We start from the raw sequence: 22,506 nt of genomic DNA, 5'->3' as shown, positions 1-22,506 counted from the left end.
AACTTTATTCAAAAAAACAAAGATCATCAATTAAAATTATTTGTAGGATAAATTACGGGGGAGGTTTAGCTGTAACAATGAGCTTTATAGTACTCATAAAATACACTAAGAAGTTATTTTCAAATATTAAAACAGTCAATAATTTAAATTAAAACAGTTGCCTATTTAATAACAAAAAAAGCCAAATACTAAGTATTTGGCTTTTTACTACAATAAAATCTTTATAACTTTTTATTGTGAAAAGTTATGCAACTTCAGCAACTTTAGCTACTGGAGCAGGCGTTCTAATAAGATGGTCAAATGCACTCAAGCTTGCTTTTGAACCTTCACCCATTGCGATAATAATTTGCTTATAAGGTACTGTTGTTACATCACCGGCGCCGAATACACCTGGTAATGAAGTTTCACCTTTTGCATTTACTTCAATTTCACCACGTGGTGATAAAGCAACGCCACTGTCTTTCAAGAACTCACTATTTGGCACTAAACCAATTTGTACAAAGATACCTGATAACTCAACTTCATTTTCTTCATTAGTGTCACGGTCAAGGTACTTAAGCGAAGTAACACGTGTACCATCACCAATCACTTCAGTTGTCTGTGCACTTTTAATAATCGTAATGTTAGCCATGCTATTAGCTTTATCGACTAAAACTTGGTCTGCACGTAATGTATCAGCGAACTCTAAAACAGTCACGTGAGCCACGATACCTGCTAAGTCGATTGCGACTTCGATGCCTGAATTACCGCCACCAATTACCGCTACTTTTTTACCTTTAAATAATGGTCCATCACAATGAGGACAGTATGCAACACCTTTATTGCTGTACTCTTGCTCACCCGGTACGTTCATTTTTCTCCAACGAGCACCCGTTGATAAGATAACACTACGGCTTTTTAATGTTGCACCGCTTTCTAATGAAACGTGAATGTAACCATCTTCTGTTTTTTCTGCAACAACCACTGAATCAGCGCGTTGTTCATTCATGATGTCTACATCGTATTCTTTAACATGCTCTTCAAGTGCGCAGACTAATTTAGGACCTTGAGTTTCTTTAACAGAAATAAAGTTTTCAATTGCCATTGTATCCATGACTTGTCCACCGAAACGTTCCGCGACAACACCAGTACGAATACCTTTACGTGCAGCATAGATTGCAAGCAGATGCACCCGCTGGACCACCGCCTACAACTAATACTTCATATGGGTCTTTTTCATTTAATGCGTAGACTTTTTCTTGGTCGCGCCAGTATCTACTTTACTTAAAATTTCAGTTAATGTGATACGACCCTGTGTAAATACTTCACCGTTTAAGTAAACGCTTGGTACCGCCATGATGTTACGTTCTGCTACTTCATCTTGGAATGCGACGCCATCAATCATAGTTGTTTTGATTTGTGGGTTAATCGTGACCATCATATTTAACGCTTGAACAACGTCAGGACAGTTTTGACAACTTAAAGAAATAAACACTTCAAAGTTGAACTCGCCTTCTAAGTTACGCACTTGCTCAATCACTTCAGCGTCAATTTTCATAGGGTGTCCACCACTATGTAATAACGCTAATACTAATGATGTAAATTCATGACCCATTGGTAAACCAGCAAAACCGATTGCCGTATTTTTAGTTGGGTTAACTACTTGCATGATAGGCTGGCGAACACTTGCTGATGCATCTTCAATTACCGACACTTTATTGTGCAATGAAGCAATATCAGTTGCTAATGTGTGTAATTTTTTTGCAGTTTCACTATCATCTAGACTAAGAACTAGTTGTACTTCTGTTTTTAAATTTTCTAAGTACGCTTTTAATTGGGTTTTCATATTTTGATCTAACATAATATCACCTTACTTTTTATTTATGGCTATAAGATACGTTTATTAAAAACGCAGTTAGCAATTTGGATAATTTAAAAATCGACTTTCAGGTCAACGAGGTTTTATAAAAATCTATTTTTAAATGACTTCAGTCAGCGGATTCGAGACTGAAGTCATTGCCTATAATTTAACGTTTAAGCATGCTTAAACATTAATTAGGTTTAGATTTTACCTACTAAGTCTAATGAAGGAGCAAGCGTTTCTTCGCCTTCTTTCCATTTAGCTGGACATACTTCACCTGGGTGAGCGAGCAACATATTGTGCGACTTTAACTTTACGCATTAGGTCTTCAGCGTCACGGCCAACACCTTCAGCAGTAACTTCTAGTGCTTGAATAACACCTTCTGGATCCATCAAGAAAGTACCACGGTTTGCAAGGCCTTGACCTTCACGCATCATGCCGAAGTTATTTGTAATAACACCAGATTGATCGCCTACCATGTAGTAGTTGATTTTACCGATAGTTTCTGAGCTATCGTGCCATGCTTTATGAGTGAAGTGAGTATCAGTAGATACAGAGAAAACTTCTACACCACGTTTTTGTAGTTCTTCATAATGGTCAGCAACATCACCTAATTCAGTTGGGCAAACAAATGTAAAGTCAGCTGGGTAGAAGAAGAAAATTGACCATTTACCTAGCACATCTTGCTCAGAAATATCTACAAATTCACCTTCTTTAAAAGCAGTTGCGTTGAATGGTTTTAGTTTAGAATTTATCATTTTGTTATTCCTATATAGTGAGTTAAAAACATATTTCAAACCCGTCTTGCGAGTCGATGGAAGGATTATGGAGGAAAAATTTAAAAAGGTTAAATCGTTTGATTTTATTGATTCAATAACTAAAAGCTATCAAAGGAGCATATCATCGATATAGGATATGATTCAGCAGGTTAAAGAATATGATCCTAGATACGTTAGCTGTTTTTAGGAAACTAACCAGGCCCTTTTTTTGATACAAGAGAAATACCTTGGCACTTTACGATTTTAAACTTACATCCTAGAAAATTAATAGATTGAAGTTAAGTAAAGAATTAACTAAATTAGAAAAAACTACATTAACACTAAGGACAACCAATGTTACCCAAACGCCTACTACCTTTTTTGCCCCCTTTCTGATGTCCATTTTTATGGTAACTCTAATGACAGCTGTTATTACAACGGTCAATACGGGTGTAGATACCGGCTTTTTTCAACGCTGGGGGAAAGCTTTTATTATTGCTTGGCCGATAGCATTTAGCTTTATTTTTCTGTTTGCAAAACCTATTAATGCATTAGCGCAAAAACTTTGTAGCATAGAAAATTAAGCATAAGTTAAAGTAATTAAAAGGAAGATAAGGCCATTTCCAAGAATCAGATAAAAATGAAGACTGAATCTTGGATGAACTAAAAAACTAATTACCTATTTTGCTTAGCAGTCTTGTTTAGCCACCTTGTGTAAAACCACAGTTTGCACAGAATTTTGCATCCGGGGTATTTTCAGTGCCACATTCAGAGCAGAGTTTTGGAGTTGTATTTTGTTCTGTGCCACAATTTGGACAAAACTTAGCCTTGGCTGGTAAGACATGCTCACAATGTTGGCAAACTGCTTCGCCCTGCTGTGTGACTGTGCTTTGCGCTGGTTTTTGTTCCGTTTTCTGATCCATTAATCCGGCACTCATATTACTCATTTGTTGGCCAATGCCCATGCCAACCCCCATACCTACTCCCGCACCAGCAACGCCTTGCCCTTCATTAGCATACTGCTTTTTCAGCAACATCAAACATTTTTACTTTGTCATAATCTTGCCCATAGAGATCATATTCAGCTTTTTTAGCGAGCATCTCTTTAAGCTTAATGACACTGACATCATCCTCTGGAATATTAATAGAACTTAAATAAAAATTAATGATTTCAATGCCAAAGCGTTCAAACTCGTCTTTTATATCCTGCTCAAGTGCCTCTGAAAATTCATTAAGATAAACACTGATATGTAACAATGAAATTTTATCTTTAATGACTTTTTCAGCAATATAATCCTTAATTCGAGTCATCAAGTGACCACGAAAATAATCTAACACCTTCTGCTGATCAAATTCATCGACAGTGCCTACTAAGCTAGTTATAAACTTTTTCGCGTCTTTGATTTGAATTGCAAACTGGCCAAAAGCACGCACCGGTACAAAAACATTATAGATAGGCTCTAAAATGGGAATTGGCTCTCGTGTCCCCCACTTCATATCCATATTGACCGCTTTATTAATATAATAAATTTCCGCGCTAAAAGGCGTTTGGTTATCAAAAGGTAAATTAACGATATGCTCAAGCAGTGGGATATTGGCTGTTTTTAAGGTATGTCTGCCAGGGCCTAATAGAACTAAGGCTTGACCATTTTTAAAGAATAACGCTTCCTGTGCTTGGTTAACAATCACCTGTGTTCCCCAAACTAAACTATCATGGGGCCAACGCCATGCAAATACATCACTGGGACCATCGTATTTGATGCGATCAATAATATTCATGCCTGTTCCTTAGATTTGAATTTAAGACTTTAAAATTTCTTTATTTTCTAAATACATTCTTTGTCTGATGCGTTTAATACGCAGATTAATATCAATGGCTAAAATATTAAATTTAGCACCAAAAGCGAGTAATAGCTTTTGTTCTTTAGAGCACACTTCGCCATCAGCTAAACACATCTCAATAAGTTTATCTAACCAGTCAGAGGCATCTAGAGTTTCATTGGGAGTAAGTATTTTTAACTCGCCAGCCTCAGCCACTTTAAGAATATCCTCTAGCACTTTTTGTGGAATACGCCGATTTTTAACAAATTCATCAAGATATTGCTTTTCGGCAGGATCAATTTTTCCATCTGCAAATAACACTAGTACTAAACTAGAAAGTAACGAGATCGGATCATAAATACGATCTGCTTTTTTATGAATTCTGGCATCAACAGCAAAGGCTTGCCCTTTTAATTTGATGATACGTTCAATGTAGGGTGAAAATTCCTTTAACACCCAGTTTTGCTCACCACTATTAAAACGATTACCACAATATTCACAGCAATCTTGGTAGTTTTCACTTTGTGGGGCGCCGCAGACTAAAACAGTGTAAGGAATGCAAACCTTTCTTCAGATCGCTATTTAAACCTGTTTGACGGATGAGTATTACTTGGTAAGCATGTAATCTGTTTTCAGCAATATGATCTGTATTTAACTCTATTTTATCTGCCTGCCATTTTACTAAGATATAAACCTTATCAAAGTCTTCGCCAAATTCGACATGAGTCACTTCACAAAGCCCCAACTGTATATTATAAAAATGAAATTTATTTAGATGTTGCTGTTCAAATTGGGTTATAAACTCAGGATGCGCAACAGATAGAAGCGGGTCGACGGTTTGTGTTAACCAAGCTTTTTGTAAGCGCCAAAAAATTGAAGTGACTCTATCTTCAATCAAAGGAATATTAAAAGCAGGATCCACCACTTGGTACTCTGAAACACCTGAAATTTGTCGTTTAGCATTTTGAAAACGCCATTGCATTTCACTGGTTATTTTAGCCAAAATCCAATCGTACTCGCCTGAACCAACTAAAGAACCACAGGACTCACATAATGCAAACTGACTGAGCTTTAATATATTGCCACAATTTGGGCAATGCCCCTCAATTAAGCCCGGTGTATTGTGAGTTTGAGTGCCAGGTGTACGAACAAAAGTCCAATATTCAATGTGCTGTATCCTGCCAACACCAGAGGAGATTTTATTGCCTCCTTCACTGTCATCAACTATCGGATAGTTAGCACTTGAATCAAGCTTAAAGTGCAAGGTTTCGAAATGTTTATCGGCCTCCATTCCCACTAACTCACAGGTATTTAAATGAAGGTTTTCAATTTTATACTGATGTCGCCTGTGTTTTTGAATTTCAAATTGGATTTGCATCGACTCAGCAAGGCCATCGCTGATAAATGCGGTAGCTGAACGAACTTGATGGGATAAAGTCGCATTTTTGATGATAAAAAATGCTTGTTCAACGCGACTTTTAATCAGAGTTTCAGAAAAGTATTTATCAAGCTGTTTAATTTTGTCGCGCTGGATTTGTTGTTTTTGTTTATTTTGTTTTTGCTGTCCACGAATGAGTGTGTTTTTTATTTGACGTTGCTTATAGCGGTGCCCTTCAAATAACCCAGCAAGCACACCACTAAAGGCAATAATGATAAAAAATAATGTCGACATGGATGTGCGTTGCCTCGCTATTTTAGAAATGACTGATGGGATAAACAACGACTAATCTCTATTCCCCTTCTAGCACTATACAAAATAAAAGATTTGACCTTCATGGTTTACGCATAATTTTCACAGTTAGATTTATTAATAGTTAACTCGTTTCGCACCAATAAAGCGACTATATTTACTTTGTTTTAATAAATCTAAATGCTTCTCAAATTTCGGAATACCATTATCTTTAGATAAATGATAAACAATCCCGTGACCAACATATATTCCAAGATGTGCGCCATAAGACTCTTGAGATTTGTTATAAAGCATAATGTCTAGTTCTTTGAAGTCATCCACTGTAGTTGTAAACTCACTTTCCGACCAAAGCTCACTAGACCTAAGGGTTGGAGGATTTAGTCCTAAAGCCCTTAACAAATTATATGCAAAAACTTGGCAGTTAGCGCCTAGAGACATATCTGATTCATTCGGTACTCCCGGAATCCTCGATGCCACATATTTTACATTATGAAATTTTTCAGGGATTTTTAAGAAGATCTCCATAAATACGTTATTAGTCGCAACTGTAAAAGTTCTTGGTGTCCATATTTGCTCATCAAATAGCTCTATCGAGATTGGGTAATTCAAGTAATCATTAAAACTCAGTTCGCCCACAACCTTTAGAAAAGGAGCGCCTGTTCGTATTACCAAACCTGATTTTATTAAATCATGAGCATTTATATAGAATCGTATGCCTGGATTATAGGGCTCATCAAAATCACCTATAGATCCACTTTGATTTGAGCTAACGACTGTTTCAGGCCAGATACTATCGTTTATTGCAAAATTAATATGATCTAAATAATCCACAGGTTCATTATTATATTTGTAACCTAGTTGATGTTCTGAAAAATATTTTTCATCAATTAATCGTTTCTGAGATTTTATTTTCCCATCCTGAATAATGGCTTTCCCATTCCTAAAGTTTGTTGCGTGAACAACCCAGTTAGGGTCTGATTTTCTAATTGATTTAGAATTCGGAAGCTGATTTAAGCGCTCTTTAATAACAGAATAGATGCCAGTAGTATCTTCAACAGCTATACAAGGTCTCCTATTTTTACTGTTTTCGTAAATAATAAAATCACAAATCCTATTTAGGCTATTCTCATTAATTGATTTTGCAGTATGACAAAATACGCCAGATATTGAGTGCCCACTTGATATCTGCTCATGCTCTGAAACAAGAAATGCCGAATCAGGAAATTCAGCGTTTTTAACATCCGTAAGAGATAAAATAAACTCACTATATTTTTGAATATAATAATCCATAAAATACACCTCTACCCGCCCTTCATTGCGCCCATCATGTCCCACATTGGGGTGAATATACCAAGGGCTAAAATCAGTACCATCACAGCGACAAAGGAGATCAAAATAGGTTCTATTTTTGCGGTCATATTTTTCAATTCATAATCCACTTCACGTTCGTAAAAGTCGGCGACTTCGTTAAGTAATTCATCAATTTGTCCCGTTTCTTCACCAACGGCTATCATCTGTAATACTAAGGGCGTAAATAAACCTGCTGTGGTTGCTGTTTTTAGTAAAGGCTCGCCTGATTCAATACCAGAACGCATGGCTAATATTTTAATTTTTAAATAGTTATTATCGACGGCGTTAGCAATTAAAAACAGTGCATTATTTAGTGGTACACCAGCACTGAGCATCATCGCGAAACTACGCGAAAAACGCGCTAATAAAGAACGTTCAATGACACTGCCCACAATGGGTATTTTTAATTTCCATTTATCCCAAGAATAAGCACCTTTTTTACTGTTTAACCAAACCTTTAAAGCAATAAAACCACCAATGATAAAGGCCAACATAAAAGGCCAATAGTTTACAAAAAAGGAAGAAGTTCCTAATAATACTTTTGTTGTCCAGGGTAATTCTGCATGGAATTTTGCAAACATATTTGCAAAGGTTGGGATCACGTAAATATTTAAGATCACCATTGCAACGGCTAATGCAATCAATACAAAAGTTGGGTAACGCATGGCACTTTTAACGCGTTTACGTGTTTCTATTTCCTGCTCTAAATATTCAGATAACTGTAAAAAAATACGATCTAACTGACCGGTATTTTCACCTACCTGAATAAGAGATACATACAATTGTGAGAAAACGCGAGGATGTGCGCCCATAGCGACGAGAGAGCGAGTAACCATTACGCATACGCACTAATACATCTTGTAAGGATTCACTTAATAGCTTGGAGTGAGTTGATTCTGCCAAACCATTAATGGCACGTAGAATAGGAATGCCAGCTTTGGTCAGAGAATAAAGTTGTCTGGTAAAAATAATTAAGTCAGACAAACTCACTTTAGATGCAAAGATTAAACTTAAATCCAGACTTTCACCGCCTGATTTTTTTCTTTAATCGAAGAAGGTAATACCCCTTTCTGCATCACCTGATCCGCGACTCGTATCCAGCGAGCTGGCTTCAACCTCTCCTTTAGTTGAGTTTCCCTGAGCATCACGTCCGATATAGGTAAAAATTGCCATTATCGATAACCATCATTCGAGGAAGAATCACGAGGAGCAAGCGTTAGCCCTGAATCAGTACTTTCATCGATTTGCTCTGCGGATACTTGATCAGGGTGAGATGCAATTGGCTTATCTATTTTGTCAAAACGATCAACTAACTTAAACACTTCCTCTAATGAGGTAATGCCTTGCTTAGCATATTCCAGTGCGCCTAATGCTAATGGTTGAAAATATTCTGATTTTTTAGCCGCTTGTGAAAAAGCTTCGGTATTATCCAAACGCAGTGCTGATACCATTGCGTCATCAATTTCTAATAATTCAAATACACCAATACGACCACGATATCCGGTAAACTGACAACGCTGACAACCCGGTGCGCTGTGGAAATGCTGTGGCGCTAATGTACCTTTGGTTAATTGATCCAACAGGATCTGTTCTTCAAAGGGAGTTTGATGGCTTGTTTTACAGTTATCACACAAACGGCGAATCAAGCGCTGTGCAATCACCGCACGTAATGCACTCGCTACCAAATAACCAGGTGCGCCCATGTCTAATAACCTTAAAGTACTACTGATTGCATCGTTAGTGTGTAAGGTTGAAAGCACTAAATGCCCTGTTAATGCGCCACGTAAACCAATTTCCATGGTTTCACTGTCACGCATTTCTCCCACTAGTAATATATCTGGGTCTTGACGCAGGGCGGTGCGTAAAACGGTGGAGAAATCCAAGCCTATTTTACTGTTTACTTGAACTTGGTTAACACGCGGTAATCGATATTCAACAGGATCTTCAACGGTAATGATTTTACTACCCGGATTATTGAGCATGCTCAAGGCAGAATATAGTGTCGTAGTTTTACCACTACCCGTTGGGCCAGTCACCAGAATCAAACCATTTGGGCGTTTTAATTGTAATGTTAATCGGCTTTGTAAATGTTCAGGAATACCTATTTCATCAAAGGAAAGCACGCCTCCAGATTGGTCAAGCAAACGCATAACCACTGATTCGCCCTTTTGAATAGGCATAGTTGAAACACGAATATCAATGCTTTTATCTTTAACATTGATATTAAAACGTCCATCCTGTGGCAACCTTTTTCTGAAATATCCAACTGTGCCATCAGTTTTAAACGTAATACCAGCGCGTTAGCAATGCCGCTTTCTGGCAATAAGGTTTCCTGCAAAACACCATCTACACGTTGACGAATGCGTAGTACTTTTTCATCGGGTTCGATATGAATATCAGAGGCGCCAACCTGTACTGCATCTTCAAATAAGGATTGTAATAATTTAACTACGGTTGCATCTGAGTCTTCACCACCAAGCTCTAAACCACTTACATCGAAAGCACTAGTCTCACCATGCTCTTCACTGAGTTTTACCGCAAAAGAGGCAATTTCCTTGGTACGACGATAAACCCTGTCAAAGGATTCGATTAGCTGATCTTCACGGGCGATCATAAGCTCGAAAGCACGCCCTTTTAGCAATGTCGATAGAACATCTAAGCTATGCAGATCCGCAGGATCCGATACCACTAGGGTGATCATCTCACCAGTATCATGAATAGCGAGTGCGCGTAATCGACGCGCATGTACTTCAGGAATAAGTTGAACAGCATTATGATCTATTTTAACTTTAAGAAGATCTACAATTTCTATATTCAGTCTGCTGAGCCAAAAAGCTAAGCATTTGATCTTCTTTGATATAACCTAAATGGGTTAATGTTGCACCTAATTTCAACCCAAGATTGCGTCGCTCTTTTAGCGCATTATTCAACTGTGCTTCAGTGATTAATTGCTCATCAACAAGCAAATCACCTAAACGTTTTTTTAGTTGCGGTTTCATTATTGCCCTTATTGACGTTGTAAATAATTTAGACGTTGATTGATATATTGTTTTGCTTTGCTAGAAAGATCTATCTGTAACAATGCTTTTTTGTAGCTCTCAATAGCCAGGACGTGTTTATTTTGTTTATCCTGTGCTATCGCTAAGGACATCATCCAGCGACCATTATTTGGTCTTTGTGTTAATAAACCACGATACAAGTTTTCTGACTTTGCATATTGCTTAAATTTTTGCGCTAGAATCGCATAACTAACATGATAATCTAAATTCCCTTTAACCTTAGGAGGATGCTGATCTAAATATAAGTAAGCTTTTTGTTGATCACCATTCTTTAAGGCAATACGAGATAACATCAAATTGAAATCAGCATACTCAGGAAATGAGACTGCACCTATTTTTAATACACTAGATGCGCGCTCGTTATCTCCCTGTCCATAATAGTATAGCGCTAATGATTTACGAACCTCATGTAACTCAGGCTTAACTTTTAATGCCTTGTTATTTTCTTTGGTCGCTAATAAAAGATCCCCTTGCGATAATGCTTTTTCAGCTTTCTGGAGATAAATATCTGCTTGCTGATCCTTAGTCAATGTCGAGGTTTTAATTTCGATATAGGGAGCACTGACCTTATCAGAGGCTTTAGGCTCTTCTCTGACTTTTGGAGCCTGAACCTGTTTGGCGACTGTCGTTGGTGCTTCCACAACGACAACTTTCTCTTTCACAGTTTGTATTAGTGCTTTAATAGGCTCAACTTGTTCTGCTTCTTTTGATTTAGCAACTTTAAATTGCTTAACCCTTTCTGCAACTATTTCAGGTGCTTTTATCTGTTCTTGTTGCTTAACTAATTGTGGCTTTTCGACAACAACATCGAGTTGCTTAAAGCTTTCTTTGGCTACTTCAGAGACTTTTATCACCTCTGCTTGCGCCACTAATTTTGGTTTTTCTACAAGCTCAATTTGGTTAACACTTTCTTGCGCTACTTCAGGTGCTTTTATTTCTTCTTGTTTAACTAATTGTGGTTTTTCTATAAGCGCAACTTGGTTATTACTTTCTTGCGCTACTTCAGGTGCTTTTATTTCTTCTTGCTTAACTAATTTCGGCTTGTCAACATCAACAGTTTTTAACTGACCTTCACTTTTTAATTGAGCAACAGGATCCACTGCATGACTGGTCATAGGCTCAACAGTTATTTTTGTTTCTTCAAGGAAGTCTTTGTTATTACTCTGTTTTTTGTAGATAAGATAAGATAGGGTAATTGATGATATGAAAAGTAATAATATCAAACAAAATAGAATTACTTTCTTTGTACCTTTTGCTTTTGGCATAGCCACCAACATAGGAGCGCTATCACCACTATCTTTTAATTCTTGATGCATCTTATTAATAATGCTCATAGAATCCCTTTCCACCATAACAACAACACTAAATTCAGCACAACAAAACTAAAAAGTAGTAACCACCATTTTGATAGTGAGTTTATAACATAGGCATCTTCAGTATCAGCAACCGCCTGTTTTACTAATTTAGTGGTAATTTTATAGTGTTGTCGCCCATAACTTAGAATTAACACTTTATGAGCAAGTATATTAATTAAACGTGGAATGCCACGACTCGCCTGACTAATTTTGCGACAAACACGAGTATTAAACAAACAAGCACCACGATAACCCGCTTGCTTTAGCCTTTGTGTTATATAATGTTCAATCTCTTTTTCAGAAAGAGGACGAAGTTGATAGGAAAAAGTGATGCGTTGACGTAGCTGGCGAAATTTATTATCTGCTAGTCGTACATTAAACTCAGGTTGTCCAAATAGAACAAGCTGTAGTAGCTTCTCAGAGTCAGTTTCTAAGTTGGAAAATAGTCGTAGTGCTTCTAGGGTGTGATCAGGGATAGCCTGTGCTTCATCAACCAACAACAGCACTTTTGTTCCCTGTTTGTGTAATTCCAAAAGTCGTTCTTTTATTTTTTCGGTCAAGAATAAGCGATCATCAAACTCAGATTTATCGATTCCTATTTTAACCGCCAGTGAACAACGAAGCTCTTGAGCACTTAAGTAAGGGTTATCAAATACACAAATAAGATATTGTTCAGCTAACTCTTGTTCTAACTTATTACATAATAACGTTTTACCTGTTCCCACTTCCCCAATTATTTTGAGAATACTCTCCCCAAAAGAGAGGGCCGTAGTAATGACTTCCAGCGCTTCTTTATGAGGAATAAAATCAATATAGAAATGGGTATCAGCAGTTAATGAAAACGGCGCTTTTTGTAATCCAAAGTGTTGCAAGTAAATCATTCAGTCGGATACCATTTTTCAATCAAATCAGAGGATTTTTGAATTTCTTGCTTCCAAGTATTTTGTTTAACAACCTGTGGCTTAACTAAAATAACCAATTCTGTTTTACTACTTAATTTTTGACGATTAGTAAAAAGCTCTCCTAACCAAGGAATATCTGCTAGCAGTGGCACTTTAGAAACAACATCTTCCTCAATTGTTTTCATTAAACCACCAATCACAATCACATCTCCAGAGGTTGCTTTAACCACGGTATCCGATTCTCTCACTTCACTTTTAGCAACAGGGATGGTTAAGTCGCCGACATCACTGCCAAAACTAATGGTTTTTGACTGTTCTTCAATATCGATAATGCTTGGGTGTATATGTAATAAAATAGAATCATCATTATTAATTTTTGGTGTCACATCTACTGAAATACCAGCAAAGAAAGGGGTTAATTCAACACTCGGGCTAGAACTTGTGGTGGTGCCCGTAACGGTTGTTGTTGATACATCAGTTACAAAGTATTCGTCGCCACCCACTTTAATAATGGCTTTCTGGTTATTCATCGCTGTGATACGAGGTTTAGACAATACATTTACGTCACCCTGTGTAGACAACAAAGAAACGACTGAAGTAAAGGAGCCGTTAGTTAAGGTCAGAGCACCACCACCGCCGATAGTATTTTGAATCACACTCTCTGCAATTTGACTCACACTATTAAATAGCGTGCTGGTGGTATTAATGGTGTCGCCTACATCCGTCCAACTAATTCCCTGTTGATATTCATCACTGAGCGTGACCTCTATCAATTGCATTTCTAGAATGACTTGGCGAGTAAGGTGATCTGTTTCGTTTTCTAAAAATTCGCGTACTACTCGAATTTCATTCGGATAGGCACGTATGGTTATCACGCCAGACATAGGGCTAATGATGACATCTCTGTCTTTTTTATTTTCTAATAACGAATTAATTTTAGTTTCTAAATAGGCCCAATAATTGGTACTGGTAATAGTCGTAATTTGAGTACCATTTTCCAAACTATCAGAATTAAGAGATCCGCTTAACTCCTGAGTTTTCAGATCATTAGCACTGCTTGTGTTACTTGATGAAGAAGATGATGACGTGCTTCCATCATCATCGTCATCTTCACTATCAGTTAATCCACCTGAAAGAATAGTGGTACGGAACCACCGCCTCGATTCATAAACAAGTAATCAAGGGTAAAGCTAGCAATACGCATTCCCGCAGGATAAATATGGTAAACACGCCCCTTTAATTTAATCTCATATCCATACATATCTTCAATAACACGAATGGCCTCTGTTAAGGTCACTTGTTTTAAAGACAAGGTAATTTCACCACTTACATCAGGATGAATAGCGACACTGTATTCAGAATCACTGATCAAAGACGCAAAAAAGAGTCGTGCATCGGCATCACGCGCAGAAATATCAATTCGTCTGTCTTCAACCTCGGTCGCAACATTAGTTTCACTCAAGTCAGCATATAATTCAGCTTCGATATCTTCAGGGATAATAAGCTCGGCAACTAACTGCTCTTCAGGTATTTGTAATGTTTCTTTTTGTGCCGAGGCATCATTCTTTTTTGTTGCCTGACATGCTGTTAAAAATAGAATACAACAACTTATTGATATGATTTTTTTCATCTTATTCCTTTTCATAAAGCGCTCCCACACCTATTGACTAAAGCGCTCATTCGCTGAATATAAGGTTAATTTATACTGTTTATTTTGATAGCTTAATAATACTTTTTGCGCGTCAATTTTAGTTATTTTGTAACCATTAACTGATTGACCTTGTTGGTACAATTTATTGTTTAACATTGCCTGTTGTTTGCCTGCTTTAACTAAAATACTTTGCAAAGTTGGCAAACTTGGTTGAGAAACTTTGACTGCTTTTTTAACACTAAAGTTAAGTGGTTTAGAGGGATCGACTAATACTTCACTATGAGTCAATGATGCACTACTGATAAGTAAACTAAATAGAATAAATTTAACCACTGACTAATTCCTGTTGGTCACTTAATGTATAAATCTGCAGAGTTACTTCAGCAAGTGGGTATTCACTGACTTTGTAATCCATTGAATACCAATAAAACTTATCCTGTAAGCTTTCTACATTTAATAAGTATTGATAAATTGCATTGTAATCACCAACCAAAGAGACCTCTAAAGTATGCTGATAAAATACATCCTGTTCTGATTCCTCTGGTAGTTGTTTATTATCATTAGTTTGAAATAATTTAACGGGTAACGATTTTAAGCCACTAATTTTCACTCCAGGTGTATTTGCTAAAACCTGAGTTAAGGCGATTGGCATTTTTTGTGCGCGAATAAATTTTACTAGTTTTTCCGCTAATTGCTGATCAAGCTGGCTTAAACTCGCCTCTGAGAAGGCAATCTTTTTATTGATGTCTTGAAGAGGATCTTGCTTTAAGCGTAGTTCAACTTCAGCAATTTCTTTTTTAATCGTTTTTTCATCGGAGAAGCTTTTTTGTAATGCAATTTCAAGTTTTGCCTGTTTGATAGTAGCAGGATCAATTACCCAAAAGAACATTACCGATGCACAGCAAATTAAAACCGCCACAAAAATAATATAACGCTCACGTAAGGTCATATTATTAAATGATTCATTAACAGCACTGATGCTAAGTTTAGTCATTTTTGTTTCCTTTAACATCAGTATTGGTTAGCTGAAAACTAAATACACCTTCATTTTCAGTAATTGAAAGAGCTTTAAAAGCCACGCTCGATAGCTCCTTAGTTAGCTGAATATTAGACAACCACAGCGGCACTGAATCACTTTGTTTGGCTTCACCACTAATATTTAAAGTTCGTTCCACCATTGAAAAGTGATTAATTGTCACCTCGGGCATATTAGCGTAGGACAACCCCCGCATTAATTCAGAAAAACTTACTGACTCTTGTAAATCAATTCCCGATAAACGTGTCAGCAAACGTTGTTTGGCCTTCACTTCTTCCTGTAATGATTGTTGCAGACGTAGTTTATCTTCTGGTGCACGATTTTTTTGTAACGTTTGTACTAAATCGGAAAGCATTAATTGTTGGTTCGGCAACCCTGGCTTTTTGCTCTGCTAATTGCTTATTTAATGTCTCTGTTTGTTTTACGCTCCAAAAATAACCCAAAGCAGAAATTAATAAACAAACAGAAAGAAAAACTAAGAACTGTGAAAAGGTCGCTTTTTCGCGTTTGGGATGGCAACTCGGCTGATAAAGGTTAATGTATTTTTTCATGATTGTTGCTCTCCCATTAATCCGCCATAGGCAATAATTGAGAGATAATCTAATGTTGAATGTTCTGCACTACCAATGTAATAAGGTTTAACATTACGTGCCAAGTAACTGCCTAGTTTTTCCGATAACATATCAATATCTGGGCAAACAAGCGCAAGGTATAAAGTGCTAATACCGTTAATTCGCAACTGCGAGCTGATGTAATCGAGTGCGCGTTGTAGCTCTAAGCTTAACCCTTCTAACAAGGCATCCTCAACCTCTTCAAGTGGTAAAGCAATTAATTCATTGAAGCCACGCAAACGATGCGAGAAATATAATTGCCCTTCTTTCGCAACAGTTAACACCAGTTCATTACCATGTTGTGAAAGCAGTATATTCGCTTCGCTATGAGTGCCCAACAATGCCGATAAGGCAAGTTCTTCAATAGTAATACTTTTAAGCTGTAAGCCTGCAGTAAGCAACATATCTCTAATAGCTAGAACACGTAGCTTAGGAACACAAATAGCTTTTATCTGTTCACCTTTACGCTGTTGAAAAGGCATATCGTAATAATCAACCACTAAATTAAAAACACTTTCAGAAACAAGGTCTTTAATACTAAAAGGTAAGGTCGCAAGTAACTCTGCTTCATTCACTTTAGGCTTTTCAATATCAAAGCTTTGATAATGTTCTCGACCTAAAACAACTGATACCTGACAGCCCTGTAATTGATGTTCATTGGCTAATTCAGAAAAAATTTCTGGCCACTGTTTTTCAGAGTTCAGTGTTTTTTTAGCAATCAGAATGGGTTGACCCTCTTTAATATGACAAAGGGTCATTTTCTTATCGCTTAAATAGAGACCAATCTCTTTTTTTGTTTTTTTAGTGAACCATTGTTTAAACATAAAAGGCGTAATTTCTCTTTGTTTTATGAGACTTAACTTATAAATATAGGCGAATAATATGCGATAACCCGATAAAATATCATTTTATTTGTTGAAATATATTAAGCAAGGCAAAAAATAGTGGATAAATCTCTCTCACAACTTTCCCAGCAACTACAATTGTTGATTTCTCCCTCTCCGCTACAGGAATTGAATCATCCTCTGTTGCAGTCAAAGAACATCAGCCTTAGCGTCAAGCGAGATGACCTATTACATGCAGATATTTCAGGCAACAAATGGCGAAAATTAAAATTTAATCTTATCGAAGCCAGAAAACAGGGAATAAATCACCTCGTTAGTTTTGGTGGAGCCTATTCAAATCATATTCATGCGCTCGCAGCTGCTGGCCATTACTTCGGTTTTGAAACCTCAGCCATTATTCGTGGCGAACCTCATTATGCCAATAACCCAACCTTGAAACAGGCGCAACAATGGGGAATGCATCTTCACTTTGTTTCTCGCCAAGAATATAGACAACGTGAAGAGCCACAATATTTACAAAGGCTACAGGATAAATTCCCTGAGGCTTTAATCATCCCAGAGGGAGGCAGTAGCCCATTTGCGATTCCTGGCGTTATGGAGCTATGCGACGAACTAATGCAACAATCTGTAAAAAGAATAGACCATATTTTCACAGCCACAGGTAGTGGTGGCACTTTAGCTGGACTGATTGCAGGTTTTTCAAACAATCAACAGAAAAACTCAACACGTATTACGGGTATTGCTGTATTAAAACAAGCGGATTATTTATTGACCAATATTGATCATTTACTTGGACAAGCAAATCAATCCAGTGTCAATGATTGGCAATTATTAACTCAATTTCATGGTGGAGGTTATGCAAAAGTATCACCTGAATTAGGTGATTTTTGTTCACAGTTTGAATCCGAGTGTGGCATTCCTATTGAGCCTATTTATACGGGCAAAATGTTCTACGCACTGTTTGAACTGATCAAACAGGACTATTTTAATGATGGTGATAATATCGTGGCATTACATACCGGCGGTTTGCAAGGTTTACAGGGGCTCAATAAGCCCCATTAGATTTATTTTAGCTTGTTGGATCAGGAATTATTCTTCAAAGCAATCGGCGGTCAGCAATTGCGGGGTTGAAAATAACGCTCCCTGCCCTGCAAAAACACCTAATTTCAACAAACATTTCCATTCTTCTTCATCTTCAATACTTACCGCAATAACTTTGGCTGAACTATTTAAACAGCTCGCGATTAAACTTTGTAAGGCGATTTGATTTGTAGTGCGAAGATGAATATCACGTACTAAGCCAGGATGGAGTTTAAGATAATCAATTGAAAAATCAACGATATACCCCGTATTAACAATCGAGCGTCCGACATTATCAATAGCGATTTTACAACCTAGTTTTTGTAAAGCAATGAGAGCACTACGTAATGCACTATAATTATCTTTTAGTAAGTGTTCAGATACTTCGATAATCAGATGTCTGCCTTAATGAACGCGATAATTGCATCAATTCATACACAAGCCATTGCATACGCGGTTTATCCATTAAAATGCCATTACTTAAATTGATCGCAATCGGTAAACAAGACTCTCCCCTTAATACTAATAGCGCTAAAGTCTTTTCTAACACCAACACATCAAATCGTTTTTGCAGGCCACACTTTTCAGCCATCGGCAGAAAAACGCCGGCTGAAATAACTTCACCATCATAACCAATAATACGTGGCCATAATTCTGAATATAGTTCCCTATTACCATCCCGATGAATCAAGTTCTGTTGATAAAGCAACAGACTATCCTCGGCTAAAACGCCCTCTAGTAGTGAGCGCCACCTAACCGTGCCTTTTGATAAACTAGTATGTTTACTGTCTTGATCCGCGAGAAACCAGCCACTTATTTTTTGATGTTTAGCAACCGTAGCGGCTCGATTCAAATCATCCATAATAACCAGAGGTTTTTCTCCACAATAAAAATTAACTACGCCAATATAGAAAAAATCTTCAGTAGAAAAGCCTTCCGGCAAGGGTAATTTAAGTAATAATTTTGTGAGTAGTTTTGAAGCAACCTTAGTTTCTTCATAGGACATTTGCGGTAGAATTAAAACAAATTCTGATTTGGCAATACGTCCGTAAAAGGGATCATCGAAACGACTAACAAACTTACTTAATAACTCAGTGATTTGCAGTAATAAAGCATGACGTTTTGTCTCATCATATTTCTCTTGTATTGCTTCTAAATCAGAGAAAGTAATTAGCAATAACGAACTTGATAGTAAACTGCTATCCAAAGCAGTCGCATTTAATTGATTTTCAAAAGCTAATCGATTCCCTATACCCGTTGTTTCATCTAAAAAGGCTTGCTCTCGAATATGAGCATCAAAAAAACTACGCTCTTTTTTACATTCGTCTAGTTTTTTATTCAGCATATCTAATGCTTTACTGGCTTGCTTCGGCCACTCATCTTCCCGCGCAAATCGAGCGGTGGGATTATTTTGTAAAATATATTGAGCTCGTTTTTCTAATAATTCAGCCCCTCTGAAGTGTTTTTTAATCCAATAAATGGAAAACATTAATAATAATAAACTAAACAGAATTGCGACTCCGACACCAATTAATGCCGAAAATGAAAAGGTTAACCTTTCAAAATGTTTTTTTGTAAAGATAACAAGTGCAGTATCAGGGTGTCGAACTAGGCTATACTCATGTCGTAAAAGCAGATTCTCTGGAAAGAAGGTTCGCTCTTCATCAAAGTTTTTAAACAATGTTTTACCGTCTTTAGTAACCTGTAAGCGCACTATGCCAGCGGCATCTAGAAGATCAGGTAGCCACACATCAAAGGGTTGATCCTCTACATGTTTATCCAGTTGCGCTTCAATCACTTGAGCAATACTATCAACTCGATTCTGATGCAATTGATGAGACAATGAACGCAGGCTAAAAAACACCCCAACTAAAATAAGCGCAATACAGCTCAGTGCAACTGTCACAGTAATGAAAGTAAATTTATCCGTAAATTTCATTTAATGTCTATCAATTCCTTTGAACAACGTCTTGAATTTTAATCAAAATTCCATTTGATGTGGGTGTGACTATTTTCAATCAAGAAGCATTTTGCATCTTAAATGATAACGGGTATACAATACCATGAACGCATATAAAGTAAAAAATAGGAAGGCTTAATGTCAGTCACAAATGCAACATATTCAAACCCAAGTCAACTGTTACAACGTAACGAAACTCTATTTCAAGGTAAAAACATTCTCGTTGCTGGCAATATAGATGATAGCTACCCTGTTCATTTACAATCCCTAGCTCATAATAGTACATTCTGTTTTAATGATTATCGCCATTTTATTGCTGTTGATGAGCAATTAACGACATCAACCAGTATTTTTACCGATAATTATCAGGGGACAGATACATTTGACCTCGTTGCTGATTTATATCCCAAAAGCTAAAAAAGAGTCGCAATACCTATTAGCAAACCTAGTCCCTCATATAGAACAAGGCGCGCCTATCATTTTGGTTGGCGAAAAGAAATGTGGTATCAAGAGCGCTAATTCTTTATTAAAACCTTACTCTGATAATATTAATACACTAGACTCTGCTCGACATTGCTCATTACTATATTGTGAATTAAGTCATCCTGTTAGCGCATTTAAACAAAGCGATTGGATACAAACCTACACAATTCAAGTTAATAATACCACTCTACAAATTTGCTCATTACCCGGTGTATTTAGTCATGGTGAACTGGATAAAGGTACTGAATTATTATTACAAAACTTACCTAAAAAATTAACAGGCTCATTACTCGACTTTGGTTGTGGTGCAGGCGTGATTGGTTGTTATATGCAAAAATGTTATCCTGATTTGGCTGTTGATATGATTGATATTAACGCCTATGCCTTAGCAAGTGCAAAATTATCAATTCAAAAAAATGGCCTTAATGCACAGGTTTTTGCCTCAAATGTATTTTCTAATGTGGATAAAAAATATAATACTTTATTATCCAATCCCCCTTTCATTCAGGTCAAAAAACTGACTATGTGGTCGCTGAAACATTTATAAAGCAATCCAAAAACTATTTAAAATCTAAAGGTGTTCTTACATTAGTTGCAAACAAGTTTTTACGCTATGAACCCTTATTAAATGCGAGCTATTCAAACCTTGTCACGTCTAAGGAAAACAACAAGTTCAAAGTGTTGACATGCCTCACTAATTAATCAAACTATTTATCTCTGAGCTATTAATTTTTTGCCTTTCTTGTTACTGTTTTAAAGCTTCATATGAATTAAGTTGCAAACACGATTAATTAAAAAATTAATACCTCCTATTTCCCTTTAATATGGAGACATTTATGTCTGGCATTCTTGCAATGATTCTTGCTGGCGGTGAAGGCTCACGTCTTTACCCACTCACTTCAACAAGAACAAAACCTGCAGTACCTTTTGGTGGTAATTACCGCCTTGTTGACTTTGCATTAAATAATTTTGTTAATGCAGATTTAATGAAAATATATGTTTTAACTCAATTTAAATCACAATCATTAAATATTCACCTTCGTAAAGCGTGGAGACTATCTGGCATATCAAGCAGATTTATAGAAGCAATTCCTGCACAGCAACGTGTTAATAAAAACTGGTATGTCGGCACCGCTGATGCAATTTATCAAAACGCTAGCTTTATTGAAAAAACCCAACCTGAACACGTTTGTATTTTTGGCAGTGACCATATCTATAAAATGGATGTACAACAAATGGTGGAATTCCACCAACAAAAAGCGGGTTCATTAACCGTTGCGACCATTCGCGTTCAAAAATCTCAAGCTTATCATTTTGGCATTATTGAAATTGATGAAGAAGGTCGCATGATAGGTTTTGCTGAAAAACCTTCTGTCGAAGAAGCAAAAACAATTCCTGGCGACCCCGATCATGTGCTTGCCTCTATGGGCAACTACATTTTTAAATCCGATGTGTTATTAAAAGAATTGTATGAAGATGCAAAAGATGAAAACTCTAGCCATGACTTTGGTAATGACATTATCTCCAAGCTTTATCCCAAAGGAGATGTTTTCATTTATAAATTAAGTGATAACCACATTGAAAATGAGCCAGAAGTCGCTTATTGGCGAGATGTGGGTACCATCGATTCATACTGGGATGCACATATGGATTTGATTGCTGATAATGCACCATTTTCTTTGTATAACAGAAACTGGCCTTTGCATACTTACCACCCTCCATTACCACCAGCGACATTCCGAGACAGTGGAGACACTGTTAGTGATGTTTCAAATTCATCAATTGGTGCTGGTTCATATATCAATGGTGCAAAAATTGAAAACTCAGTACTAGGTTTTCGAAGCCATTTATGCGGCGGTGTTGTGGTAAAAGGATGTGTATTTTTAGGCAATGCAAAAGTAGGTGCCGGAGCACGTCTTAACAAAGTGATCCTTGATAAAGATGTTGAAATTGCGCCAGGCACAGTGATTGGTGAAAACCTTGAAGAAGATCGTAAACACTTTACTGTTTCAGATAACGGTGTTGTTGTTATCGGAAAAGGTATGAAAGTTGGTTTTTAATCCC

Annotated in this window: 19 protein-coding genes and 5 pseudogenes; 5 read left to right on the top strand and 19 right to left on the bottom strand. The window is 37.0% G+C overall.

Going from position 1 to position 22,506, the window contains the following annotated elements; translation table 11 throughout:
- Positions 1 to 244: 244 nt before the first annotated feature.
- Positions 245 to 1,840, bottom strand: a pseudogene (ahpF, locus tag ACLKMH_RS06195) (alkyl hydroperoxide reductase subunit F).
- A 200-nt stretch (positions 1,841 to 2,040) separates the two neighbouring features.
- A pseudogene (gene ahpC / locus ACLKMH_RS06190) lies at positions 2,041 to 2,599 on the bottom strand (alkyl hydroperoxide reductase subunit C).
- A gap of 395 nt (positions 2,600 to 2,994) precedes the next feature.
- Between ahpC and ACLKMH_RS06185 the strand changes: the two are divergent.
- On the top strand, positions 2,995 to 3,183 hold the full coding sequence (locus tag ACLKMH_RS06185; protein ID WP_413702273.1) for a DUF2798 domain-containing protein: 189 nt from the start codon (positions 2,995 to 2,997) through the stop codon (positions 3,181 to 3,183).
- A 117-nt stretch (positions 3,184 to 3,300) separates the two neighbouring features.
- Here the strand turns inward: ACLKMH_RS06185 and ACLKMH_RS06180 are convergent, their stop codons facing one another.
- From ACLKMH_RS06180 to ACLKMH_RS06110, 15 genes and pseudogenes are all read right to left on the bottom strand, one after another.
- Positions 3,301 to 3,636 (bottom strand): zinc ribbon domain-containing protein, encoded by a 336-nt coding sequence (locus tag ACLKMH_RS06180; RefSeq protein WP_413701274.1) that lies wholly within the window; start codon positions 3,634 to 3,636, stop codon positions 3,301 to 3,303.
- Positions 3,611 to 4,378, bottom strand: coding sequence for an SPFH domain-containing protein (locus tag ACLKMH_RS06175; protein WP_413701273.1), 768 nt, complete (start codon positions 4,376 to 4,378; stop codon positions 3,611 to 3,613). Before ACLKMH_RS06175 ends, ACLKMH_RS06180 begins: the two co-directional genes overlap by 26 nt.
- Positions 4,379 to 4,399: 21 nt before the next feature.
- The gene (locus ACLKMH_RS06170; RefSeq protein WP_413701272.1) at positions 4,400 to 4,876 is read right to left on the bottom strand and encodes a TerB family tellurite resistance protein; all 477 of its coding nucleotides are present in this window, start codon (positions 4,874 to 4,876) and stop codon (positions 4,400 to 4,402) included.
- 61 nt (positions 4,877 to 4,937) lie between these two features.
- A complete protein-coding gene (locus ACLKMH_RS06165; RefSeq protein ID WP_413701271.1) occupies positions 4,938 to 6,092 on the bottom strand; it encodes a hypothetical protein in 1,155 nt (384 codons plus the stop codon).
- 135 nt (positions 6,093 to 6,227) lie between these two features.
- Positions 6,228 to 7,400, bottom strand: coding sequence for a hypothetical protein (locus tag ACLKMH_RS06160; protein ID WP_413701270.1), 1,173 nt, complete (start codon positions 7,398 to 7,400; stop codon positions 6,228 to 6,230).
- Between the two features lie 11 nt (positions 7,401 to 7,411).
- Positions 7,412 to 8,633, bottom strand: a pseudogene (locus tag ACLKMH_RS06155) (type II secretion system F family protein).
- Positions 8,633 to 10,459, bottom strand: a pseudogene (locus ACLKMH_RS06150) (GspE/PulE family protein). Before ACLKMH_RS06150 ends, ACLKMH_RS06155 begins: the two co-directional pseudogenes overlap by 1 nt.
- Positions 10,460 to 10,467: 8 nt before the next feature.
- On the bottom strand, positions 10,468 to 11,853 hold the full coding sequence (locus ACLKMH_RS06145; protein ID WP_413701269.1) for a tetratricopeptide repeat protein: 1,386 nt from the start codon (positions 11,851 to 11,853) through the stop codon (positions 10,468 to 10,470).
- Positions 11,850 to 12,752 carry an ExeA family protein gene (locus ACLKMH_RS06140; RefSeq protein WP_413702272.1) on the bottom strand — a complete coding sequence of 301 codons (903 nt, stop codon included), beginning with the start codon at positions 12,750 to 12,752 and terminating at the stop codon, positions 11,850 to 11,852. Before ACLKMH_RS06140 ends, ACLKMH_RS06145 begins: the two co-directional genes overlap by 4 nt.
- Positions 12,752 to 13,915 carry a pilus (MSHA type) biogenesis protein MshL gene (gene mshL, locus ACLKMH_RS06135; RefSeq protein WP_413702271.1) on the bottom strand — a complete coding sequence of 388 codons (1,164 nt, stop codon included), beginning with the start codon at positions 13,913 to 13,915 and terminating at the stop codon, positions 12,752 to 12,754. Before mshL ends, ACLKMH_RS06140 begins: the two co-directional genes overlap by 1 nt.
- Positions 13,897 to 14,406 (bottom strand): hypothetical protein, encoded by a 510-nt coding sequence (locus tag ACLKMH_RS06130; RefSeq protein ID WP_413701268.1) that lies wholly within the window; start codon positions 14,404 to 14,406, stop codon positions 13,897 to 13,899. The genes mshL and ACLKMH_RS06130 overlap by 19 nt, the downstream gene beginning before the upstream one ends.
- A 30-nt stretch (positions 14,407 to 14,436) precedes the next feature.
- Complete coding sequence (locus tag ACLKMH_RS06125; RefSeq protein ID WP_413701267.1) at positions 14,437 to 14,760, bottom strand: hypothetical protein; 324 nt, start codon at positions 14,758 to 14,760, stop codon at positions 14,437 to 14,439.
- Positions 14,753 to 15,421 carry a hypothetical protein gene (locus ACLKMH_RS06120; RefSeq protein WP_413701266.1) on the bottom strand — a complete coding sequence of 223 codons (669 nt, stop codon included), beginning with the start codon at positions 15,419 to 15,421 and terminating at the stop codon, positions 14,753 to 14,755. The genes ACLKMH_RS06125 and ACLKMH_RS06120 overlap by 8 nt, the downstream gene beginning before the upstream one ends.
- Positions 15,414 to 15,836, bottom strand: a complete 423-nt coding sequence (locus ACLKMH_RS06115) for a PilN domain-containing protein (RefSeq protein WP_413701265.1) — start codon at positions 15,834 to 15,836, stop codon at positions 15,414 to 15,416. Before ACLKMH_RS06115 ends, ACLKMH_RS06120 begins: the two co-directional genes overlap by 8 nt.
- Positions 15,837 to 16,010: 174 nt before the next feature.
- Positions 16,011 to 16,898: a hypothetical protein gene (locus ACLKMH_RS06110; RefSeq protein WP_413701264.1), complete on the bottom strand. Its 888-nt coding sequence runs from the start codon at positions 16,896 to 16,898 to the stop codon at positions 16,011 to 16,013.
- 120 nt (positions 16,899 to 17,018) lie between these two features.
- Between ACLKMH_RS06110 and ACLKMH_RS06105 the strand changes: the two genes are divergently transcribed.
- Positions 17,019 to 17,981, top strand: a complete 963-nt coding sequence (locus tag ACLKMH_RS06105; RefSeq protein ID WP_413701263.1) for a 1-aminocyclopropane-1-carboxylate deaminase/D-cysteine desulfhydrase — start codon at positions 17,019 to 17,021, stop codon at positions 17,979 to 17,981.
- A 27-nt stretch (positions 17,982 to 18,008) separates the two neighbouring features.
- On the opposite strand, the gene ACLKMH_RS06100 is transcribed toward ACLKMH_RS06105, so the two are convergent.
- Both ACLKMH_RS06100 and ACLKMH_RS06095 read right to left on the bottom strand, forming a co-directional pair.
- Positions 18,009 to 18,389 carry an EAL domain-containing protein gene (locus ACLKMH_RS06100; RefSeq protein ID WP_413702270.1) on the bottom strand — a complete coding sequence of 127 codons (381 nt, stop codon included), beginning with the start codon at positions 18,387 to 18,389 and terminating at the stop codon, positions 18,009 to 18,011.
- Positions 18,376 to 19,938 (bottom strand): diguanylate cyclase domain-containing protein, encoded by a 1,563-nt coding sequence (locus ACLKMH_RS06095; RefSeq protein ID WP_413701262.1) that lies wholly within the window; start codon positions 19,936 to 19,938, stop codon positions 18,376 to 18,378. Before ACLKMH_RS06095 ends, ACLKMH_RS06100 begins: the two co-directional genes overlap by 14 nt.
- Positions 19,939 to 20,097: 159 nt before the next feature.
- Between ACLKMH_RS06095 and ACLKMH_RS06090 the strand changes: the two genes are divergently transcribed.
- The 3 genes and pseudogenes from ACLKMH_RS06090 to glgC all read left to right on the top strand — a co-directional run bounded on the left by ACLKMH_RS06090 (position 20,098) and on the right by glgC (position 22,502).
- A complete protein-coding gene (locus ACLKMH_RS06090; RefSeq protein ID WP_413701261.1) occupies positions 20,098 to 20,376 on the top strand; it encodes a hypothetical protein in 279 nt (92 codons plus the stop codon).
- Positions 20,342 to 21,144, top strand: a pseudogene (locus tag ACLKMH_RS06085) (methyltransferase). Before ACLKMH_RS06090 ends, ACLKMH_RS06085 begins: the two are co-directional and overlap by 35 nt.
- Positions 21,145 to 21,278: 134 nt before the next feature.
- Complete coding sequence (glgC, locus tag ACLKMH_RS06080) at positions 21,279 to 22,502, top strand: glucose-1-phosphate adenylyltransferase (protein ID WP_413701260.1); 1,224 nt, start codon at positions 21,279 to 21,281, stop codon at positions 22,500 to 22,502.
- The last annotated feature ends 4 nt before the right edge of the window (positions 22,503 to 22,506 follow it).

The organism is Psychromonas sp. KJ10-10 (assembly GCF_047323245.1).
Taxonomy (GTDB): Bacteria; Pseudomonadota; Gammaproteobacteria; order Enterobacterales; family Psychromonadaceae; genus Psychromonas.
This window is presented reverse-complemented; position numbering and strand designations above follow the sequence as displayed.

What these genes read in the sequence shown, in the direction of transcription:
- ACLKMH_RS06095 (WP_413701262.1), bottom strand. Translation starts at nt 19,938, where the DNA reads ATGAAATTTACGGATAAATTTACTTTCATTACTGTGACAGTTGCACTG.
- ACLKMH_RS06165 (WP_413701271.1), bottom strand. Translation starts at nt 6,092, where the DNA reads ATGTCGACATTATTTTTTATCATTATTGCCTTTAGTGGTGTGCTTGCT.
- ACLKMH_RS06110 (WP_413701264.1), bottom strand. Translation starts at nt 16,898, where the DNA reads ATGTTTAAACAATGGTTCACTAAAAAAACAAAAAAAGAGATTGGTCTC.
- ACLKMH_RS06175 (WP_413701273.1), bottom strand. Translation starts at nt 4,378, where the DNA reads ATGAATATTATTGATCGCATCAAATACGATGGTCCCAGTGATGTATTT.
- ACLKMH_RS06180 (WP_413701274.1), bottom strand. Translation starts at nt 3,636, where the DNA reads ATGTTGCTGAAAAAGCAGTATGCTAATGAAGGGCAAGGCGTTGCTGGT.
- ACLKMH_RS06185 (WP_413702273.1), top strand. Translation starts at nt 2,995, where the DNA reads ATGTCCATTTTTATGGTAACTCTAATGACAGCTGTTATTACAACGGTC.
- ACLKMH_RS06130 (WP_413701268.1), bottom strand. Translation starts at nt 14,406, where the DNA reads ATGAAAAAAATCATATCAATAAGTTGTTGTATTCTATTTTTAACAGCA.
- ACLKMH_RS06160 (WP_413701270.1), bottom strand. Translation starts at nt 7,400, where the DNA reads ATGGATTATTATATTCAAAAATATAGTGAGTTTATTTTATCTCTTACG.
- glgC (WP_413701260.1), top strand. Translation starts at nt 21,279, where the DNA reads ATGTCTGGCATTCTTGCAATGATTCTTGCTGGCGGTGAAGGCTCACGT.
- ACLKMH_RS06145 (WP_413701269.1), bottom strand. Translation starts at nt 11,853, where the DNA reads ATGAGCATTATTAATAAGATGCATCAAGAATTAAAAGATAGTGGTGAT.
- ACLKMH_RS06120 (WP_413701266.1), bottom strand. Translation starts at nt 15,421, where the DNA reads ATGACTAAACTTAGCATCAGTGCTGTTAATGAATCATTTAATAATATG.
- ACLKMH_RS06090 (WP_413701261.1), top strand. Translation starts at nt 20,098, where the DNA reads ATGTCAGTCACAAATGCAACATATTCAAACCCAAGTCAACTGTTACAA.